This is a genomic window from Altererythrobacter xiamenensis, assembly GCF_900177715.1.
In the GTDB taxonomy this organism is placed as follows: domain Bacteria; phylum Pseudomonadota; class Alphaproteobacteria; order Sphingomonadales; family Sphingomonadaceae; genus Erythrobacter; species Erythrobacter xiamenensis.
The window spans coordinates 616,558-637,307 of the sequence record NZ_FXWG01000003.1; the positions used below are offsets into that span (position 1 = coordinate 616,558).

At 61.1% G+C, this 20,750-nt stretch carries 18 protein-coding genes; 7 read left to right on the forward strand and 11 right to left on the reverse strand.

Annotation, left to right across the window (positions count from 1 at the left end):
* Window position 1: 1 nt before the first annotated feature.
* Window positions 2-778 (forward strand): nucleoside triphosphate pyrophosphohydrolase, encoded by a 777-nt coding sequence (gene mazG / locus CCE89_RS13590; protein ID WP_086438583.1) that lies wholly within the window; start codon window positions 2-4, stop codon window positions 776-778.
* On the opposite strand, the gene hflX is transcribed toward mazG, so the two are convergent.
* The 7 genes from hflX to dusB all read right to left on the reverse strand — a co-directional run bounded on the left by hflX (window position 773) and on the right by dusB (window position 10,004).
* On the reverse strand, window positions 773-2,113 hold the full coding sequence (gene hflX / locus CCE89_RS13595; protein WP_086438584.1) for a GTPase HflX: 1,341 nt from the start codon (window positions 2,111-2,113) through the stop codon (window positions 773-775). The genes mazG and hflX overlap by 6 nt on opposite strands.
* Entirely contained in the window at window positions 2,092-2,634 is a 543-nt protein-coding gene (gene hfq / locus CCE89_RS13600; protein WP_086438585.1) for an RNA chaperone Hfq, read from the reverse strand. Before hfq ends, hflX begins: the two co-directional genes overlap by 22 nt.
* 139 nt (window positions 2,635-2,773) lie before the next feature.
* A complete protein-coding gene (ntrX, locus tag CCE89_RS13605) occupies window positions 2,774-4,159 on the reverse strand; it encodes a nitrogen assimilation response regulator NtrX (RefSeq protein ID WP_086438586.1) in 1,386 nt (461 codons plus the stop codon).
* A gap of 27 nt (window positions 4,160-4,186) precedes the next feature.
* Window positions 4,187-6,418, reverse strand: coding sequence for a sensor histidine kinase (locus CCE89_RS13610; protein WP_086438587.1), 2,232 nt, complete (start codon window positions 6,416-6,418; stop codon window positions 4,187-4,189).
* Window positions 6,419-6,490: 72 nt separating this feature from the next.
* Window positions 6,491-7,849, reverse strand: coding sequence for a sigma 54-interacting transcriptional regulator (locus CCE89_RS13615; RefSeq protein WP_086438823.1), 1,359 nt, complete (start codon window positions 7,847-7,849; stop codon window positions 6,491-6,493).
* 53 nt (window positions 7,850-7,902) lie between these two features.
* Window positions 7,903-8,982 carry a two-component system sensor histidine kinase NtrB gene (locus CCE89_RS13620; protein ID WP_086438588.1) on the reverse strand — a complete coding sequence of 360 codons (1,080 nt, stop codon included), beginning with the start codon at window positions 8,980-8,982 and terminating at the stop codon, window positions 7,903-7,905.
* A 5-nt stretch (window positions 8,983-8,987) separates the two neighbouring features.
* Window positions 8,988-10,004, reverse strand: a complete 1,017-nt coding sequence (gene dusB / locus CCE89_RS13625; RefSeq protein WP_086438589.1) for a tRNA dihydrouridine synthase DusB — start codon at window positions 10,002-10,004, stop codon at window positions 8,988-8,990.
* Between the two features lie 79 nt (window positions 10,005-10,083).
* On the opposite strand from dusB, the gene CCE89_RS13630 reads away from it, so the two are divergent.
* On the forward strand, window positions 10,084-11,232 hold the full coding sequence (locus CCE89_RS13630; protein ID WP_086438590.1) for a bifunctional 2-C-methyl-D-erythritol 4-phosphate cytidylyltransferase/2-C-methyl-D-erythritol 2,4-cyclodiphosphate synthase: 1,149 nt from the start codon (window positions 10,084-10,086) through the stop codon (window positions 11,230-11,232).
* 16 nt (window positions 11,233-11,248) lie between these two features.
* Window positions 11,249-11,752: a CinA family protein gene (locus CCE89_RS13635; protein ID WP_086438591.1), complete on the forward strand. Its 504-nt coding sequence runs from the start codon at window positions 11,249-11,251 to the stop codon at window positions 11,750-11,752.
* Here the strand turns inward: CCE89_RS13635 and CCE89_RS13640 are convergent.
* Together CCE89_RS13640 and lipA are read right to left on the reverse strand one after the other, a co-directional pair.
* Complete coding sequence (locus CCE89_RS13640; RefSeq protein ID WP_086438592.1) at window positions 11,749-12,204, reverse strand: type II toxin-antitoxin system RatA family toxin; 456 nt, start codon at window positions 12,202-12,204, stop codon at window positions 11,749-11,751. The two genes, CCE89_RS13635 and CCE89_RS13640, sit on opposite strands and share 4 nt — an antisense overlap.
* Window positions 12,204-13,160, reverse strand: a complete 957-nt coding sequence (lipA, locus tag CCE89_RS13645) for a lipoyl synthase (RefSeq protein ID WP_086438593.1) — start codon at window positions 13,158-13,160, stop codon at window positions 12,204-12,206. Before lipA ends, CCE89_RS13640 begins: the two co-directional genes overlap by 1 nt.
* Window positions 13,161-13,242: 82 nt before the next feature.
* Between lipA and CCE89_RS13650 the strand changes: the two genes are divergently transcribed.
* Together CCE89_RS13650 and CCE89_RS13655 are read left to right on the forward strand one after the other, a co-directional pair.
* On the forward strand, window positions 13,243-13,872 hold the full coding sequence (locus tag CCE89_RS13650) for a carbonic anhydrase (protein ID WP_086438594.1): 630 nt from the start codon (window positions 13,243-13,245) through the stop codon (window positions 13,870-13,872).
* A 45-nt stretch (window positions 13,873-13,917) separates the two neighbouring features.
* Entirely contained in the window at window positions 13,918-14,643 is a 726-nt protein-coding gene (locus CCE89_RS13655) for an NYN domain-containing protein (protein ID WP_086438595.1), read from the forward strand.
* A 92-nt stretch (window positions 14,644-14,735) separates the two neighbouring features.
* On the opposite strand, the gene CCE89_RS13660 is transcribed toward CCE89_RS13655, so the two are convergent.
* Window positions 14,736-16,088: a hypothetical protein gene (locus CCE89_RS13660; RefSeq protein ID WP_086438596.1), complete on the reverse strand. Its 1,353-nt coding sequence runs from the start codon at window positions 16,086-16,088 to the stop codon at window positions 14,736-14,738.
* A gap of 297 nt (window positions 16,089-16,385) precedes the next feature.
* Here CCE89_RS13660 and gyrA point away from each other — a divergent pair, with 297 nt between their 5' ends.
* Both gyrA and CCE89_RS13670 read left to right on the forward strand, forming a co-directional pair.
* Window positions 16,386-19,223, forward strand: a complete 2,838-nt coding sequence (gene gyrA, locus CCE89_RS13665) for a DNA gyrase subunit A (protein ID WP_086438597.1) — start codon at window positions 16,386-16,388, stop codon at window positions 19,221-19,223.
* A 2-nt stretch (window positions 19,224-19,225) separates the two neighbouring features.
* Window positions 19,226-20,059 carry a TauD/TfdA dioxygenase family protein gene (locus tag CCE89_RS13670; RefSeq protein WP_086438598.1) on the forward strand — a complete coding sequence of 278 codons (834 nt, stop codon included), beginning with the start codon at window positions 19,226-19,228 and terminating at the stop codon, window positions 20,057-20,059.
* On the opposite strand, the gene CCE89_RS13675 is transcribed toward CCE89_RS13670, so the two are convergent.
* A complete protein-coding gene (locus CCE89_RS13675; protein ID WP_086438599.1) occupies window positions 20,056-20,712 on the reverse strand; it encodes a lysoplasmalogenase in 657 nt (218 codons plus the stop codon). The genes CCE89_RS13670 and CCE89_RS13675 overlap by 4 nt on opposite strands.
* Window positions 20,713-20,750 lie beyond the last annotated feature (38 nt).

Here is a 20,750-nt window from a genome sequence, read left to right on the forward strand (position 1 = left end):
AGTGACCCAGCAAATTTCCCGCCTTCTCGCTATTATGGAGACCCTCCGTCATCCAGAGCGCGGCTGCGAATGGGACAAGGCGCAAACGCACGAGACCATCGTCCCCCATACGATCGAAGAAGCCTACGAGGTTGCCGATGCCGTTCAACGGCAGGATCACGAAGATCTGCTTGACGAGCTCGGCGATCTGCTCTTCCAGGTCGTATTCCAGGCCCGCATTGCCGAAGAAGCAGGTCGCTTCGACTTCGAGGCCGTGGCTGGCGCGATGTCGGACAAGCTTGAAGCCCGACACCCGCACATTTTCGGTGATGAAGTCATGCCCGGCGGTATGCGCGAGGAACGCTGGGAAGCTCTCAAGGCCGAAGAACGTGCTTCGAAAGGCGCACGAAGCGCGCTCGATGGCGTGGCCAATGCGCTTCCCGCACTGATGCGCGCACAAAAGCTACAGAAGCGCGCAGCACGGACCGGTTTCGATTGGCCCGATACGGACGGCCCAAGAGCGAAGGTTCACGAGGAGATCGAGGAACTTGCCGCGTGTTCTTCAGAGGCGGAACGCCATGAGGAAGCCGGAGATTTCTTGTTCGCTGCGGTCAACCTCGTCCGCGCCTATGGCATCAGCGCCGAAGATGCATTGCGCGACGCCAACGCGAAGTTCGAGCGGCGGTTCAAAGGCATGGAGAAACTGGCTGGTGAGGCCTTTGCCGACCTTACTCTCGATGAGCAGGAAGAACTGTGGCAGCAGGTAAAGTGCAGCGAACAAGCCACTGAAACTTCATAGAGTTTCGAACTGACCCAATTCCTTGGGATTGAGGCGCACGACCATTTCCCGCAGGGGCGCACCGTTCTCACCTGCCAGTTCCCGATCCGATACCACATCGCCGTGGGCATGGAGCCACGCGAGCCTGCGTCCATCGCTGACCGGGATTCGCAGGGTCACTTCCTTGGCGTGGCTGGTCAGCATCGCGCCGACTTTCTCAAGCAGCGCCTCCATCCCCTCGCCCGTCGCAGCCGAGACAAACACGACATCGTCCCGTTGTTCGGCTTGCGAAGCCAAATCTTCGCGTCGTTCCTCATCGACCAGGTCGAGCTTGTTCCAGACCTCGAGGATTGGAATGTTGCTCTCGCCATTGTCTCCGTCGATCACGCCCAGATCGGCGAGGACCGCCATGACCTGCTTGGCCTGCGCGGCATGCGCGGGGTTGGACAGGTCGCGGACATGGAGGATGATGTCGGCGGCCGTCACTTCCTCCAGTGTTGCTCGGAAGGCAGCGACGAGTTGCGTCGGCAAGTCCGAAATGAACCCGACAGTGTCAGAGAGGATCGCCTTTTCGACACCAGGCAAGGCAATGGCGCGCATCGTCGGGTCCAGCGTTGCGAAAAGTAAATCTTCCGCCATGACTTCGGCGCCCGTCACGCGATTGAAAAGCGTCGATTTTCCTGCATTGGTGTAGCCAACCAAGGCGACAACAGGCCATGGCGCGCGCTCGCGCCGTTCGCGGTGAAGGCCTCGGGTCTTGCGGACTTGCTCCAGTTCTCGGCGGAGGCGCCCCGTGCGCTGGCGGATCATCCGCCTGTCGGCCTCGATCTGGGTTTCACCCGGCCCGCCAAGGAAGCCGAAACCGCCGCGTTGCCGTTCGAGGTGGGTCCAGCTGCGTACGAGCCGGCTCTGCTGGTAGTCGAGATGCGCGAGTTCGACCTGCAGGCGGCCTTCCGCCGTCGCCGCGCGTTCGCCGAATATCTCCAGTATCAAACCCGTGCGATCGATGACCTTGCGTTTGAGCTTTTCTTCGAGATTGCGTTGCTGGATCGGGCTGAGCGCTCCGTCGACGATGACAAGCTCTGCCTCGTTCTGTTCGCAGGCGATCGCGATGTTGTCGACCTGCCCTGCCCCGAACAAGGTATTGGGGCGAACGTCGCGAACCCGTATGATCTGGCTATCGGCGATTTTCACGCCGATCGCGAGCGCGAGGCCGCACGCCTCTTCCAGTCGCTCTGCCGCGTCGAGGTCATAGCTCTGACCGGCGATGTCCGGGCACACCACCAGGGCCCGCGCACCGCGGGTTACTTCGCCCAGAAGGTCGTCATCGAAACTCAGTCTTCGTCGCCTTCCCATTCGTCGGTCAGGTCGACCGGCGCTGCAGGCTGGATCGTCGAGACCGCGTGCTTGTAAGCCAGCTGCACGAAACCGTCGCGCTCCAGCATCATGCAGAACAGATCATAGGCCGCGATACGGCCCTGCAGCATCACACCGTTCACGAGGAACATGGTCACCTGTACGCCCACATCGCTGACGCGAGAGAGGAAGACATCCTGCAGCAAACGCTGCTTCTTGTTGCCGGGCTGGCTGGCGAACTGGCTCGCATCGATTGGCTGTCCGGGCATGATCGTCGAGATCGCGTGCTTGTAAACCAGCTGTGACTGGCCGTCGCGGCGCAGCAGGATCGAGAAATTGTCGAACCAGGTGACAATACCCTGAAGCTTCACGCCCTTGACGAGGAACATCGTCACCGGTGTCTTGTTTTTGCGCAACAGGTTCAGGAATGCATCCTGCAGATTGCCCTGGCGGCTATCCTTGGCAGGGGGACTCTCGCGCTCTTCGCGCGGACGGGCAGAGAGGGTACGCCCTTCGGACATTGTGAAACTCCTTGTTTTATTGGCGGCCGCCCTTGCGGTCCGCAATCTGGCGAGAAAACCACCTTCTCGCCGTTATCACGAATCATGATGCCCCTATTTTACATCCACGGCAATCCAAGAATTGGACGGACGCGACGGGTCAGCTTTTCTGGTTTTCCTTGCGTTCGGTCATGCCGAGCAGCTTGAGCTTGCGGTGGAGGGCCGACCGCTCCATCCCGATGAAGGTCGCGGTCTTCGAGATATTGCCCGAAAAGCGGCGGATCTGGATATTGAGGTATTCGCGCTCAAAACTCTCCCGCGCCTCCCTCAGCGGCACGCCCATCATCTGCGTGAGGCCGGAGCTCGCTGCCGCCGTTTCACCGCCCGTTATCTCTGCAGGGAGCATGTCGGGCTCGACCTTTTCGAGCCGGTCCCGCGGAGCGAGGATGATCGTTCGTTCCACGACGTTACGCAGCTCGCGGACATTGCCCGGCCAATCGTAAGCCTGCAGCGCCGCCATCGCCTCCTCGGTTACTTCCGGCGGCGAAATGGCCTGCTCCATCGAATAGCGTGTGAAGAAATGCTCGGTGAGAGCCGGGATATCGTCCCGCCGCTCTGCCAGCGAGGGGATCGTCACCGGCACTACATTGAGCCTGTAGAAGAGGTCTTCACGGAAGCGCTTTTGCTCCATTTCGCCGGCCAGATCGCGCGATGTGGAGGACACGACGCGGACATCGACCCCGATCTGGCGCGAGCCCCCTACCCTCACGAAGCTCTGGTCGGTGAGAACGCGCAAGATGCGCGCCTGTGTCGATAGCGGCATGTCAGCGACCTCATCGAGGTAGAGCGTGCCGCCATCTGCAAGTTCGAGCAGGCCGGGACGCACCAGCTTGCCGTCGGCTTCTTCGCCGAACAGTTCCTGCTCGAACCGCTCGGGCGTTATGCGCGCCGAATTGACGATGACGAAAGCGCTCGTCGCACGGGGGCTCCAGCTGTGGAGCAGCCGCGCCGCCACCTCCTTGCCCGCCCCTGCCGGGCCCGAAATCAGCACACGGCTGCCGGTGTTAGCCACGCGCTTCAGGGTGGCGCGCACGGCGTTGATCGCGGTCGAATTGCCGGTGAACTCCTCACCGCGGGTAAATCCCTCGCGTAGCTGCGTGTTCTCGCGGCGCAGTCGCTCGGTCTCTGTCGCACGCTCGACGAGCAGCAGCAGGCGCTCGGCCTCGAATGGCTTTTCGATGAAGTCCATCGCTCCGCGACCGACGGCGGAAACAGCAGTGTCGATATTGCCGTGACCTGAAAAGATGATGACCGGCAATTCGGGCTCGCGCGCCTTGATAGCGTCGAGCACTTCAAGGCCATCCATCTCGCTCCCATGAAGCCAGACGTCGAGCAGGACGAGGCTCGGTCGACGTTCGTCGATTGCATTGAGCGCGCTCGTGCTATCTGCCGCCGTTCGGCAATTATAGCCTTCGTCGCTAAGCACACCTGCCACAAGGTCGCGAATATCTCGTTCGTCGTCGACGATCAGGATGTCGAGTGCCATGTCAGGTTGTTCCTTCGTATTCAGTCATCAGTTCTTGTCCTCGGCGCCGTGCTCCAGCGGGTCGCGGGCAAGCCGAAGCACGACGCGGGTTCCGCCGGCTTCATTGGTCGAAAAAGTCATGTCGCCGCCGTGCTCGTCGACGATCTTGTTGACGATTGCGAGGCCCAGGCCAGTGCCTTTCTCTCGCGTTGTCATGTATGGTTCGGTAATTCGCTCGCGTTCCTGCGGCAGCCCGACGCCGTTATCCTCGACCGTAACGGTAAGCATGGTATCGGAACTTTCCATCTTCACACCGATCCGCCCGCGATAGTCCGGCTCTTCCGTTTGTGCACGAGCTTCGACCGCCTCCACCGCATTTTTCAGAACATTGGTCATCGCCTGGCCGACCTGGTGGCGATCACAGCTGATGATCGGATCTTCGACCTCGTCGAGCGACAAGGCGAAATCGACTTGCGGATGCGCGACTTCCTGCAGGAAAAGTGCCTGCCGAAGGAGATCGACCGCGTCTTCCTGGCGAAAATTGGGCTTGGGCAAGCGGGCGAAGGAGCTGAACTCGTCGACCATTTTCCTAAGGTCGCCGACCTGGCGTATGATCGTGCCCGTCAACTCGTCGAAAAGCTCGCCGTCGATTTCGATCTGCTTGCGATAGCGGCGGTTGAGACGCTCGGTAGCCAGCTGGATTGGCGTGAGCGGATTCTTGATTTCATGGGCAATACGGCGAGCCACATCGGACCACGCGGCCTGCCTCTGGTCGAGCAACTGGCGCGTGATGTCTTCAAAGGTGATGACCTGGCCACCTTTCTCCGGTGCTAGTTTGACCGCCAGCGTGAGCAATTCCTCGCCGCGCTGGTGCGTGACGACACCGCTTGACACCCCGGATTCGGCCAACTGAGCGATCTGAGGGGAAAGACTCGCCAGATTTCGGCCGACTGGAGAGCCGCCCCCCTCCCCGATCAGGAGCGTCTGGGCAGAGCCGTTGATCAGCTGGACCCGCCCTTCCCCGTCCAGCGAGATGACCCCGGAGGTTACGGATTCCAGGACCGCTTCAGTGAATGCGCGCCGGTCATCGATCTGGCGATTGGCACTGACCAGCGCATCGGTCTGCTTTTCCAACTGCGCCGTCATCCGATTGAAAGCGCGGTTCAGAAGTCCGATCTCGTCGGCCCCTGTCCGGCCAGATACCCGAAGCGCGAAGTTCCCTGCGCCTACCTTGCGCGCAGCCCCGACCAGTTCGGTAAGCGGTTCCACCTGACGATCGGCGAACCGCAATGCAAACCACACGGCCAGTCCAACGAGCGCAAGGCTCACGACAAACAACGCCAGGTTGAAACGCAATTGCAGCGCTCGAGCCCTGCTCGCCAGCGTGTCATAGGCCGATGAAATGGACTTGGCGCGTTCCCAGGTGGTGAACAGGTCGGCTTCCGAATTGCGCGAGTTGTAGAGATAGATGCCTCCCTCGGGATCGATAGCGGCGAGCGCTTCGATACGGTTAGGGCTGGCGGAGATATTGACTGCTTCCCCGGCGGCGAGCGGTGCAAGCGAGGCACGCGCGAACCCGGTGGGATCGTTACCCTCAGTAACGTTGAAGGCTGCAGCAACGCGCATATCGTCGCCTTCCACACGCTGGAGAATGACCGTCTCGCTGAGGTCCCTCCCCTGCATCTGGAAAGCCACGACATCGACGAAGCGCTGGTCGGCAAGATCTGCCAGCGTCACCTCGTCGAGCTGGTCGAGATAATAGCGAAGGTCGCCCGCCATTGTGACGGTTTCCTGCGCCACCTCGAGCTGGTTCTGTTCGTAAAACGTATCGGCAAGCTGGCGGGTGTTTTCCATCAGACCGCGGGAATCGTCGGAAAACCAGAAATCGACGCCCGACTGGAACAGGAACGCCGCAAATGCAGCAACCAACAGGGTTGGAACGGCCGCGACCATCGAGAAGAAGAACACAAGCCTGACATGGAGGCGCGCCGTGCTGCCTGCTGCGCGTCTCAGCGCCAATCGCCGGCCCAGCAGCACGAGCAGTGCCATCGCCGGGATAAGCGTCCCGATCAGTAGTACCGCAACCTTTGCCGACGGAAGCAACTGCCCGTTGGGCGGAGCGGTGCTGAACGCGAACCAAGTGCTCCAGATGGCCAGCAACAGAGCCAGCGCGCAGAATATTTCGAGAACGAGAAATACATTGGCGCGGCGCGATGCGACTATGAAGCGTCGCCACCAGCGCGGAGAGCGCTGGGTTTCTGAAGTAGCCATGGCATCCATCGTTGCGCGTTTACAACGCTACTGTTGCAAGGATGCAAGCGAAATGTGTGGCTTTTGCGTTGAACCGGTATGTCAAAGCGGGCGCGCGAAACGGTCGGGGTCGATCGCAAGCTCTCCCAGCCTCTTGCGCAACGTATTCCGGTTGATCCCCAAGAGCCCTGCAGCGCGTAGTTGGTTACCGCCGGTCTTGCCAAGCGCGTGCTCGATCAGCGGCTTTTCGAAAGCGGCTAGAGCCGAATGATACAGCGCACCTGAAGGCGGGCTGTTGGCAGTAAGCCACTGTTCAAGCGCATGCCCAAACGCAGTTTCGGGTGAGCTGTCGGATGCGGCTTTCTCCGAACCGATGACCTCTTCGATCGTGCCGGGATCGATAACGTCTTTGCGGGACATCAGCGCGAGCCGGTACATCACATTGCGCAGTTCGCGAACGTTGCCGCGCCATTTCCGCTCGCGAAGCATCACCTTCGCTTCATCGCTGATGCTGCGGCGCGGAAGCCCCTCTTCGCTCGCGAGGTGCAGGAAATGACTGGCGAGAACGCCAATATCCTCGTTGCGCTCTCGCAGGGGCGGCACCTCGATGGGAACGACGTTGAGGCGATAAAACAGGTCTTCGCGGAAAGTGCCAGCAGCAATCATCGGTGCGAGATCGCGATTGGTAGCCGCGATAATGCGGACATCGACCGCGATTTCCTGCCGACCACCGACACGGCGGATGCGGCCCGATTGCAACGCGCGCAGGAGCCGCGTTTGCGCTTCGGCAGGCATGTCGCCAATTTCGTCAAGGAACAGCGTCCCGCCATTGGCCTGTTCGAACTTGCCGATCGCCTGGTTGGTCGCGCCGGTGAACGCGCCCTTCTCGTGTCCGAAGAGTTCGCTCTCGATCAATTCGGAGGGGATGGCCGCGGTATTGACCGCGACGAAAGGCCCGGACTTGCGAGCGCCTAGCTGATGGATGGCTTCAGCCACCAATTCCTTGCCGGTACCGGATTCGCCGGTGACAAGCACGGTCAAATCGTTGCGCAGAACGCGCGTGATCATCCGGTAGACGCCCTGCATCGCCGGACTGCGTCCGACGAGCGGCATGCCATCGCCTTCAGCCGCAGGCGAGGTGTCCGCTTCCTGCCGCTGGCCCACAGCCTGGCGAACGGCCTTGACCAGCTCATCGAGATCGAACGGCTTGGGAAAGTATTCGAATGCCTGGGTCTCGCTCGCCCTGACCGCCGTATCGAGCGTGTTCTGGGCAGACAGCACGATGACCGGCATGGTTGGATGCTGCTCGCGGACCTTGGGCAAGGCAGCGATACCGTCGCCATCTGTCAGCATGACGTCGGTCAGCATCGCGTCATAGCTGCCTTGGGACAGGAGCCTGTCGCGCGCCTCGATGCTCTCGCAATTGGCGACCGAAAAGCCCTCATCCTCGAGCGCGGCCATAATCACCGTCGCAATCGATTTGTCGTCTTCGACCAGAAGAATATCGCCGTTCGTCACGCTCCACCCTCCAGTGCACGAGGCAGGTGCAGGCGGAAATGGGTCAGGCCTTTTCCGCTATCGCGCTCATGTCCAATCCTCCCGTTCATGTCGCGCACCAGCTTGCGCACGAGAGCGAGGCCGAGGCCCTGACCCGATTTCTTGGAGCTGATGAACGGTTCGAACACATGATCGCGGATCTTCGGAGCGATACCGGCGCCATTGTCGGACACGGTAATCTCGATTGGCAGCTTGACCTTCTGGCCAAACCGTATCGCGCTGAACGCCAGGCCGCTGACGAAACGCGTGCGCACGACAACCTCCCCCTCGTCCATGGCGCTTGCTGCATCGCGCGCGTTCGAGATGAGATTGATCAGGACCTGCTCCAGAGCATCGCGATTGGCGAGGACGGGGGGAAGCGATGGATCGAACTCCTCGTCGATCCGCACCCCCTGGGTGCCCGCAGTCTGCACCGTCGCTATTGCCGACCGGATCGCTTCGTGAAGATTGACGGGCGCAACCGGTTCGGAGGCGGTGCTGCCCAATTGTTGCATCCGGTCGATCAGGCGTGCGATGCGATCCACCTCATCGGTGATCATCTGTGAAAGCCGCTTATCCTCGGGCTTCAGTTTGCGCGAGATGAGTTGCCCTGCCCCGCGGATCGCGGCGAGCGGGTTCTTGATCTCATGCGCGAGAATGCTCGGTGCGCCGAGCGATGTCGCGTCGAGTTTTTCCTCGCGGCCTTCTTCATCGCGGCGGGCATCGGAAATCGTGATGACGCGCCAACCGGGATAATTGGTCATCGGCGAAACGGTGAGATTGACCCTTCGTTCGTGTCCCGAAATCTCGAGGCCCACATTGCGCGCGACCAGGGCCCCTTCGGTATCCCGCATCCGCTCGACCACCCAGGGCTCGACCAGCTTGAGAACATCGAGCACCGGACGACCGATCATGCGCTTGGCACCGCGACCAAGCAGGTGTTCCGTCGCCTGATTGGCTTCGACGACGATCTCACGCTCATCCACCAGCATCAATGCAAAGATCAGGCTGCCGATCTGCGCCGCCGCATCGGGTCGAATGGACGCCGCTGCTTCCATCGCTTTCACGCAGCGCGCCGCCGCAGGAACGGCGTGTAGAAGCGCTCGATCTCACCCAGCACCTGATCGGGATCGTCGATGAAATTGGCGTGATTGCGGAACTCGGCCGAGCCGTGCATTCCCTTGGTGTACCAACCCAGATGCTTGCGCGCGATCTTGGTCCCGACATCGCGGCCATAGTGCTCGAGCATGGCGTTATAATGCTCGACCAGCACCTTGTACTGCTCGTCGAAGCTCGGGCTTTCGAGCATCTCGCCGGTGCGCCACCAATGCATGACCTGGCCCAGCAACCACGGTTTGCCATAGGCGCCGCGTCCGATCATCACGCCGTCCGCACCCGATTGTTCAAGTGCGGTTGCCGCATCCTCGATACCGCAGATGTCGCCATTGACGATGACCGGGATCGACACCGCGTCCTTGACCTTCTGGACGAAGGCCCAGTCGGCGCTGCCCTTGTACATCTGGTTCCGGGTGCGACCGTGGACGGTGATCATCTTGACCCCAACGTCCTCGGCGACCTTGGCAAGTTCGGGCGCGTTGAGGCTGGCATGGTCCCAGCCCATCCGCATCTTGACCGTCACCGGCACGTCGACCGCTTTGACCGTCGCTTCCATCAGCTTGGTCGCGAGCGGCACTTCACGCATCAGCGCACTGCCGGCAAAGCCGTTGACGATCTTGCGCACCGGGCAACCAAAATTGATGTCGATTATTGCCGCGCCATTGCCTTCCTGCAGCTTGGCAGCCTCGGCCATGCTTTCGGGATCACAACCTACCAGCTGCATCGAAACGGGCTCTTCGATTGCGTCCCATTCCGCCTTCTGGATCGACTGACGCGTCTCGCGAATGGCGGCCTGGCTCGCAATCATCTCGGTCACGTTGAGGCCCGAACCATAGCGCCGCACGAGCTTGCGGAACGGCAGGTCGGTTACGCCTGTCATGGGCGCGAGCACGACCGGATCGGCGATTTCGACCGGACCGATCCGGATGGGCTTGAGTGCCGGTGGAGAGGGTAGATTGCTCATAATTCGAGATGTGCCTAAAAATTGGGCAGCGCATAGTGGATTGCGCGGGGAGCGTCCAGTCCCTAAGCGCACCGGCGCGATGCAGGGCTCCACCACCCTTCCCCCTTTCGCGGCGATTGTCGTAGCCGCCGGACAAGGCCTGCGCGCGGGCAGCGAGATTCCGAAGCAGTTTCGCAAGTGGCGCGGTAAGCCGCTGGTTCGACATTCGGTCGAGGCGCTTCAGGTTCAAGGGGCCGGCCAAATCATCGTAGCGATCCCTGAAGGTGGCAAAGACCTCGCAGACCAGGCACTGAACGGGCTTGACGGATACACACTGGTAATAGGCGGCGAAACGCGCCAGCAATCGGTCCGCAATGCGCTTGAGGCCCTTGAGGACGGATCCTGCGCTCGCGTGCTGATCCATGATGCCGCGCGCCCTGACCTGCCCGATGAGGTCACTGCAAAGCTGCTCGAGGCACTTGATGATCATCCCGGCGCGATACCCGTACTACCAGTGGTCGACAGTATCGCCGTAGCCCAAGGGGGCCTGATGAGTGGCAAGGCAGACCGAGAGACGCTTCGCCGCGTGCAAACTCCGCAGGCCTTTCGCTTTATCGATATCCTCATGGCGCACCGCGCCTGGGCAGGCACGCCCGATGCCGGTGACGATGCACAAGTGCTCATGGCAAGCGGCGGCTCGGTAGCGTTGGTCGATGGCGACGAGCGATTGAAGAAAATTACCTTTGCGGAGGATTTCGTGGACAGCATTCCTGCAATCCGGGTCGGATCGGGCTTCGACGTGCACCGCCTCGTTACCGGCGAGGAATTGTGGCTCTGCGGCCTCAAGATCGAGCATGACAAGGGGCTTGCCGGACATTCGGATGCCGACGTCGCGCTGCACGCGGTGGTCGACGCGCTGCTCGGCGCGATCGGCAATGGCGACATCGGCACCCATTTCCCGCCGAGCGACCCGCAATGGAAAGGCGCGCCCTCCCCCATGTTCCTCGAGCATGCAGCCAAGCTGGTGGACGAGGCCGGATACGGTATCGGCAATGTCGATCTCACAATCATTTGCGAAGCGCCCAAGATCGGCCCACACCGGGACGCCATGCGTGGCAAGCTTGCCGAACTGCTGGGAATCGATCAGAGCCGCGTAAGCGTGAAGGCCACGACGACCGAAAGGCTCGGCTTCACCGGACGCGGCGAAGGTATAGCGGCGCAGGCCGTCGTCAGCCTCGAACGGCGCTGACAAGCGGAGTACGACAATGGATCAAGGCAGCCTCCTTCCCGCAGAGATCGACGAACTCGCCAAGCGCGTCGTCGAGGAAAATGCAGCCAAAGGTCGCAAGATCGTGCTGGCAGAGAGCTGCACCGGTGGTCTCGTTGCGGCAGCGATAACCGAGATTCCGGGATCCTCCGCAGTGCTCGACCGCGGCTTCGTGACTTATTCGAACGAGGCGAAAATGGAGAGCCTCGGCGTCGCACAGGACATTATCGAGACCTTTGGCGCCGTTTCGATCGCGTGCGTCTGGGCGATGGCACAGGGCGCGCTGGAGCGCAGCGACGCGGACGTAGCCGTTGCGATCAGCGGTGTCGCCGGGCCAGGTGGCGGATCCCAGCTCAAACCGGTTGGCACGGTGGTGTTTGCCAAGGTTGAACGCGGTGAAGAAGGTGATCCGAAGGGGGAACTCAAACAATATGGCGAGATCGGCCGTGCCGGGGTTCGCCGCGAAGCGACGATCTGCGCGCTCGAACTGCTTCTTCCTTAGCGGTTCGCTGGTGCGTTCTCGCGTCCGTAAAGTTCATCCGCACGCGCTTCGAATGCTTGAACCATCTTACGGAAAGCGCGGTCGAAATATTGCCCGGCGAGCGCTTCGAACACCGCGTTGCGGAAGGTGAACTCTACCGAAAACTCGATTTCGCACCCGCCATCTTCCAGGCAGTGGAAGAGCCACAGATTGTCGAGATTCTTGAGTGGTCCGTCGACGTAGAAAACCTCGATCCGGTCGGGCCGGCGCTTCTCCACGCGGGAGGTGAACTTCTCCCGCAGGGATTTGAACCCGACCACCATGTCGGCAACCATCTCTGTCTCTGTGTCCGACCGAACCCGCGTAGCAATGACCCACGGCAGAAACTCGCCATAGCGACCGACGTCGGCCACCAGGTCGAACATCTGCTCGCAGCTATAGGGCAGCCGCCGTGTTTCGCGGATGCCAGGCATCAGGCGTTCTTCTTGGCAGCCTGCTTTGCGAGTCTCTCGGCGCGCGCCGCTTTCATCTCGGCAAAATCATCGCCCGCGTGGTAGCTCGAACGCGTGAGCGGGCTCGATGCGACCTGCAGGAAGCCCTTGGCGCGGGCAATCGAGCCATAGGCGTCAAATGCCTTGGGGGTGACGAATTCGTCGACCTTGGCATGCTTGGGCGTAGGCTGGAGATATTGCCCCATGGTGATGAAATCGACTTCCGCGCTGCGCATGTCGTCCATCACCTGGTGCACTTCGAGGCGCTGCTCGCCGAGGCCCAGCATCACGCCCGACTTGGTGAAGATCATCGGATCGTGCCGCTTCACCTCTTCCAGCAGGCGCAGCGAGGCATAATAGCGCGCGCCCGGACGGATAGTCGGGTAGAGCCGCGGCACGGTCTCGAGATTGTGGTTGTAGACGTCGGGCCCGGCTTCGCAGATCGCTTCGACCGCTGCGCGCATCTTGCCGCGGAAATCGGGCGTCAGGATCTCGATCGTGGTGTCCGGCGTATTGCGGCGCAGCGCCTCGATCACCTTGACGAACTGCCCTGCCCCGCCATCGGGCAGGTCGTCACGATCGACGCTGGTGATGACGATGTGCTCAAGGCCCATCTTGGCTGCGGCAATCGCAGTATGCTCCGGCTCGAGCGGATCGACCGGACGCGGCATGCCGGTCTTGACGTTGCAAAACGCACAGGCGCGCGTGCAAACGTCGCCCAGGATCATCACCGTCGCGTGCTTTTTCGTCCAGCACTCTCCGATATTCGGACAGGCCGCTTCTTCGCACACGGTGTTGAGATTGAGCTCGCGCATCAGCTTGCGCGTTTCGTTATAGCCCTCGCTCACCGGCGCCCGGACTCGAATCCAGTCGGGCTTGCGCTGGCGCGGCGGGCGCGGTGCGTCGCCGTGGGACGGAGGGTTGGAGAGATCGTTCATGCGGCCCCATCTAGCGTTTGGACTTGCCAGAAACAATGGCCAGCGGCATGGCACCCGAGTGATTACCAACCAAACTCCCGAAATGAAGAGCCTGATCGAGGGCTATCACCGCTTCCGCGAACAAGGCTGGGCCGGTAGCCGCGCCCGATGGAGCGAACTGAAGGAGGGTCAGTCCCCACCTTTCATGGTCATTTCCTGTTCGGATAGCCGGGTCGATCCATCGCAGATCTTCGATGTCGATCCGGGCGAACTGTTTGTGGTCAGGAACGTGGCGGCGCTTGTCCCTCCATATGAGACGACACCGGGTCAGCACGGTGTGTCGGCCGCGCTCGAATTCGCGGTGCAGGTCCTGGAAGTCAGGGAAGTGCTGGTCATGGGGCACGGCCTGTGCGGCGGTTGCAAGGCGGCGCTGACCCAGATGATGGAAGGCGCGGATTACGGTGACGGCGCCTTTGTCCAGCAATGGATTTCGCTGCTCGACGAGGCGCGGATACCGGTCGCCAAAAAGCACGGCACCGAGAGCCGTCAGGCGGAGCTCGAGATGGAGCTCGCCGCGGTCAAGGTCAGTCTCGCCAATCTGATGACGTTTCCTTTCGTGCGCGAGAAGGTGGAAAGCGGCCAGCTCATGCTGCGCGGCGCGCATTTCGCCATCTCCGACGGTCTGCTGCATCTGCTCGACGAGGATAGCGGCAAGTTCCACGCCATCGTTTGATCTCTTGCGCTTGCCCACCAAGGGCTGCGCTGCGATAGGGCACGCATGTCTTCTACAGAACTCAAGAATATCGCGCTGCTGATCGACGCGGACAACACTACGCCACGCGGGATCGACCCGGTGCTCACCGTCATGGCCGAACTGGGCCAGGTGAACATCAAGCGGGCCTATGGCAATTTCGCAAAAAACAATCTCGCGAACTGGGGCACTATCACGCACAAGTTCGGCATTCGTCCGCAGCAGCAATTCGATCTGACAGCAGGCAAGAACGCCACCGACATGGCAATGACGATCGACGCGATCGACCTTCTCTATCAGGGCAAGGTCGATGGTTTCGGCATCATGAGCTCGGACAGCGATTTCACACCGCTCGCGACGCGGCTGCGGCAGGACGGGCTGATCGTCTATGGCTTCGGTAGCAAGAACAAGACGCCCGATGCCTTCAAGAGCGCGTGCACCCGCTTCATCGATATCGACGCCTTGATCGCAGGCGCGTCCGAAGAGGATGGGACGGCGAAGAAACCCAAGTCCGGCACCAAGGGTGCGGTGGATGAGGAACTCGTCGAATTGCTCGGCACGGCGTGGAAAGCCGCCAATCGCGACGAGGATGGATATGCCCAGCTGGGTGAGGTCGGCAGTCTCGCCGGAAACCGGTCCAGCTTCGACGTGCGCAACTATGGCTACAAGCGGTTGTCCGACCTGTTCGAAGCAATGGAGCAGTTCAAGGTCGAGCGCCGCGATAACACGCTCTACGTCAAGCGACTGCGCTGATCGCAAAATACGAGGCGCAAAACAAAACGCGCAAAGAAAAACGGCGCGGTTCCATCAGGAGCCGCGCCGCTTTCTTATAGATTGAGAAGTCGTTAGCCGCCCGTGACGGCTGCCGTCGTCGCCGGAGCCTGCTCACTTGCATATGCGGCCCAGAGACGTGCGACCGCCTGGCGGGCGCCCTGCACCTTGGTGAAGGTTTCCTGCGCTTCATCGTGCTTGCCAAGTTCGGTTTGCGCGATGCCGAGGCGAGTCAGCACCATCGGGGTATCTGCACCAGGCATGCCGAGAGCCTTCTGATAGAACTCTTCAGCCTTGGCGTACTGACCGTAGCTGAGGAAGGTGTCAGCCGCTGCCACGACGGTACGAAGGCTCGCAGAGCCGGCACGTGCGTCACGCTCGAGCGACGGCAGGTCGTTCTTGTCCATCTGGACACGGCCTGCGGCCAGTTCGCGGGCATCCTTCATGTAACCATCCGACCGATCAACCATGCCACTGGCATAGGCTTCATCGATCAGGGTCACGACTTCCTGCGGAAGCTTACGCGGATCCGCGCTATCGATATACTCGCCATACATCAGCGCATTCTGAAGCGCATCGGTCCGGCGTGCCAGACGCAGCAGGTCGAGCACGGCATCGGGCTGGAGGCCGCCACGGTTGTAGATGGTCGCCACCGCGTCACGCCAGGATGCTTCACCCGGGTACTCGGTCACGTAAAGCGTTGCATAACGATCCATTTCGCTATTGAGCGAATTGTTGATCGCAACCGACAGACCGCGACGGATCCAGGTATCGCTGACCTGCTGACCCGCAGCCTGACGTTCTGCAATTACGCCGTTGAGATAGTCGAAACCGGGCTGGATCTGGTTCTCGCTGATATAGCTTTCGAACATCATCAGGCGCAGGTCATCGGTCGTAAAGTTCTTCGTCGAACCATCCGACAGCTGGCCGGTGAAGGTGTAGTTGGCGTCGATCGCACCCTGAAGATAGGTACGCGCGCGATCGAACTGCGACTTCTGATTGGCGAGCTGGTAGGCGAAGAAGTTGTACTTGCCGACATCTTCAGCAGCCGTCTTTCCGCTTTCGAGCATGCTGGCAAGACCTGCGAGCTGCAGATCGGCGTCATTCAGCTTGCTGCCTGCATTGACTGCAACCTGCCCGGCAGTGAGCTTTTCGTCAGGGGTCGATGCCATCGCAATCAGGCCTTCGATCTGCGGCTTGAGCGCGGCGAGATCGCCTTCAGCGCTCATGGCTTCCTGGACGGGCTGGAACGCCGCGACATACTCCTTCGAGTACTCTGCCTGTGCCTGCTTCTTTTTCTTCTGAGCATAGGCAGGTTCGGCTACGCCCACCGCCGCAACAGCCGTGCCGGTCGCAAGAGCGATAGCAAGGGCGAAATGCGAGGTGCGCTTCGAACGCGTGCGCAGATTGCGATTGAAAATAGTCATCAATGGGTCTCCTGGAACTGAAAATGGCGCCCCTCTCCGGGCGCGCAAAACTGTGTCGGGGCCAATGGACCGCCTGCCAGCAATTTGCAATTCTTCCTAGCGATACGCGGCTGAATGGGCATTGAATGCGGCATTCAGACGCGGTCAGGTCCAATCGCGCAAAACCGGCCTTCTATATGTGGAAAACGACGCTTTTAGGGGGCTTTTGTTCCCTCCGTCGGTGGTGAAAGCGGCGCGCAATCCCTACATTGGCGACACGTTTTTACAACCATGGCAAAATATTAGATCGGTCCCGTTTTGAGCGACGAAAACGATACACTTACCCCGCCTTCTCCAATGGGTGACTACGAACGCATCGACATCGTCGATGAAATGAAGACAAGCTATCTCGATTACGCGATGAGCGTGATCGTAAGTCGTGCTCTGCCGGATGTGCGCGACGGCTTGAAACCGGTTCACCGCCGTATTCTGTTCGCCAGTCAGGAAGGCGGCTTCGTCGCCGGCCGGCCCTATCGCAAGAGCGCGAAAATCGTCGGCGACGTGATGGGTAACTATCACCCGCATGGCGATGCCGCGATTTACGATGCGCTGGCCCGCATGACTCAGCCCTGGTCGATGCGCGTACCATTGGTCGATGGTCAGGGGAACTTCGGTTCGATGGACCCCGATCCGCCTGCCAGCATGCGGTATACCGAGGCGCGGCTCGCCCGCGTCGCCAACAGCCTGCTCGACGATCTCGACAAGGATACGGTCGATTTCGCCGACAATTATGACGGCTCGCGCCGCGAACCGCAGGTATTGCCAGCGCGCTTCCCCAACCTGCTCGTCAATGGTGCTGGCGGGATTGCGGTCGGCATGGCGACCAATGTTCCGCCACACAACCTCGGCGAGGTGATTGATGGCTGTCTTGCCTTTATCGAAAATCCGGCGATTTCTTCGGAAGAGCTGATCGAGTACATACCCGGACCTGACTTCCCGACCGCACCGCTCATCCTCGGCCAATCGGGAGCGAGGGCGGCCTATACGACTGGTCGCGGCTCGATTCTCATGCGCGCACGCCATGAAATCGAGACCAGGAAAGGCGATCGCCAGTCGATCGTGCTCAGCTCGATTCCCTATCAGGTCGGCAAGTCCGGCCTCGTCGAGAAAATCGCCGAAGCCGCCAAGGAAAAGCGGATCGAAGGCATTTCGGACATCCGCGACGAAAGCTCCCGCGAAGGCGTCCGCGTTGTGGTCGATCTCAAGCGTGATGCTTCGCCCGAAGTCGTGCTCAACCAGATCTGGCGCTACACGCCTGCGCAGTCGAGCTTCCCGGCGAACATGCTGGCGATCCGCGGCGGACGACCGGAGGTCCTCACGCTACGCGATATCGTGCAGAGCTTCATCGGCTTCCGCGAGGAAGTCATCACCCGGCGCACCAAGTTCGAGCTCAACAAGGCGCGCGACCGTGCACATATCTTGCTCGGCCTCGTGGTGGCGGTCTCAAACCTCGATGAGGTGGTGGCGATCATTCGCGGGGCGGCCAACCCGGCCCAGGCCCGCGAACGCCTGCTGGCCCGCGAATGGCCTATCGGCGATATCGCGCAGTATATCCGCCTCGTTGAAGCGATCGAGCCGACAGCCGACGAAGCAGGTGGCACCTACCAGCTGAGCGAACGGCAGGTGAAGGCGATCCTCGAACTTCGCCTCCACCGTCTGACGGCGCTCGGCCGTGACGAGATCGGGGACGAGCTCAAGGAACTGGCGCTGGCGATTGAGGAATATCTCTCGATCCTCGCCGACCGCGTGAAGCTGTACCGCGTCATGCGCGAGGAACTGGAAGAGATCCGCTCGACCTATGCCACGCCGCGCGTGTCCGAGATCGCTCCTGCGTGGGACGGGCTCGAAGACGAAGATCTCATCGAACGCGATGACATGGTCGTGACCGTCACGCATAGCGGTTACATCAAGCGAACTCCGCTGGGGACATTCCGGGCGCAGGCACGTGGCGGCAAGGGTCGCAGCGGCATGGCGACCAAGGACGAAGACGCCGTGGTCGAAATGTTCGTCACCTCGACCCACAATCCGGTCCTGTTCTTCACCAATACCGGACGCGTCTATCGCCTCAAGGTTTGGAAACTGCCCGAGGGTGGCCCACAAACCAAGGGCCGGCCGATGGTGAACCTGCTGCCGCTCGGCGATGACGAGCGCGTCACGAATGTCCTTTCGCTGCCCGAAGACGAAAGCGAGTGGGAAGCGCTCAACATCGTCTTCGCTACCGAGCAGGGCATGGTGCGCCGCAATTCGATGGACGCTTTCACCAACGTCCCCTCGAATGGCAAATACGCGATGGGCTTCGTCGAAGGCAGCGGAGACCGGCTGATCGGCGTCGAACTTCTGACTGAGGATCAGGAAATCTTCCTTGCCTCGGATTCGGGCAAGGCGATCCGCTTCTCGGCCACCGATGCCCGTGAAACCAAGAGCCGTACCGGCATCGGTGTTCGCGGCATGAAGCTGAAGGATGGGCAGAAGGTCGTTTCGATGGCGGTGCTCGATGCGGGCGAGCGCGATACCGAGGTGCGCGACGCCTACTTGCGCGCTGCTGCCTGGAAGAACAACGATGCGGAACCGACGCTTGACGCGGAAAAGGTTGCCCAGATGGCCGAGGATGAGGAGTTTATCCTCACGCTGACGTCGCGCGGATACGGCAAGATTTCGTCTGCTTACGAATATCGCACGATCGGGCGCGGCGGTCAGGGACTTACAAATATCGGCGAACCCTCCGACAAGGATCGCAATGGTTCGGTCGTGGCGAGCTTCCCGGTCAAGCACGGTTCGCAGCTGATGCTCGTTACCGACCAGGCCAAGCTCATCCGTCTGCCGATCGCATTCCGTCACGAGGTCGAGGGCGGATTCGAGAACCATGTTGGCTTCTCGATTTCCGGACGTGGCTCTTCGGGTGTTCGGATTTTTAACGTCGCGAAGAACGAGCAGATCGTCGGCGCGGCTCTGATCGACGAAACCGAAGAACCCGAGAACGAAGCCGAGGAAGCTGTCGTCGAAGAAATGGTCGAGCGGCGCGGTGGCGGCGATGAAACTTCGCCCGACACCACTGCCCATTCAGACAAGAACATCGAAGACGAGCCAGGAGGCTAGGCATGAAGATCACACCATCGGGATCGAGCTGCGGCGCGCGCGTCGACGGGGTCGATCTCGCGGGTGATCTGTCGCCTGAACTGATAGGCAAGATTCGCACTGCCTGGCTCGAACATCGCGTGCTCGCCTTCGCCGGACAGCGCATGGATGACGATGCGCTCGAACGCTTTACTCTGGCGATGGGCGGCTTTGGCGAAGACCCCTTCTTCGCGCCGATCGCAGGGCGCGAGCACATCGCCGCAATACTACGCGAGGCTGGCGAAACCGCGCCGCTGTTCGCCGAGAACTGGCACAGCGACTGGAGTTTCCTCGATAGGCCGCCGGCCGGAACCTGCCTGCTCGCCATCGACATTCCGCCGAGCGGTGGCGATACGCTGTTCGCGAATCAGATCGCGGCCTTTGCCGCCCTCCCCGATGATCGCAAGGACGCGCTACGCAGTCTCATCGCGATCCATAGCGCCAGGCTCGCCTATGCGCCCGACGGCACTTATGGCGAGAAGGACGAGGGGCGATCCATGGCGATCCGGCCCGATGAAAGCGCCAATGCGACGCAGTTGCACCCGTTGATCCAGCCACATCCCGAAACGGGAGAAGAGGCAATCTTCTCGACGCTCGGTTACATCATCGGGATCGAGGGGATGGAGCAGCCAGAGGCCATCGCGCTGCTATCCGAACTCGCGCAGTGGCAGGTGCGAGACGAGTTCGTCTATCGCCACCGCTGGGAGCCGGACATGCTGGTCATCTGGGACAATCGCAGCGTGCTGCACAAGGCGACCGGCGGCTACGAGGGCCACCGGCGCGAACTGCACCGCACCACTATTGCTGCAGCCGCCTAGTCGTCCTCTTCGGCAAGTTCGTGCCTGAGCGTCTGCACGACGCCGGTCGCGATCATGAACTGCCCGATGTAATAGAGCGGCCAGATCGCCAGATCAGGGATCGGACTATCTGCCAGCAGGCTTTCTCGCGAGAAAATCAGCCAGTCCGACACGACAAAAAGCACCGCGCCCAACCCCACACGGTAGCGAGGGAAGTGGCTCATCCAGGCGGTTGATGCCATTCCGCCCAAGGCCAAACCGTAAAGCGCAACCGCCCAGCTCCCGCTCAGCATATAGCTGATCAGCGGCGTCCCCAGTAGCAGGACGACCGCGAGTGCCTTCTGACTGGCGCTGGTGTGTTCGCGGCGATTGCGCAGATAGAGCGTCATCGCGACCAGATGCGACAGGAAGAACAGCCCGCCACCGAGCTCGAACGACAGCTCGATACCCATGTCGCCCAGCGCCGAGAAGAACATGACAAGAGCGATCAGCGTAGCGCCCTCGCCCACGCCTCGCCGCACGGCATAGATGCCGAGCAGCGCCACACCGGTGCCCTTCAGCAGCATCAACCAGATCCCGCCGATGGGATTGTCGCGCAGGAAATAGAAGGCGATCGCGGCAGCCAGGCTGACAAGCAACCATGGTCTATGATCGACCAGAGCACGTTTCGGCATTTGCCCTCCCGTTTGATTGCGGCGACTATTGGACTTGA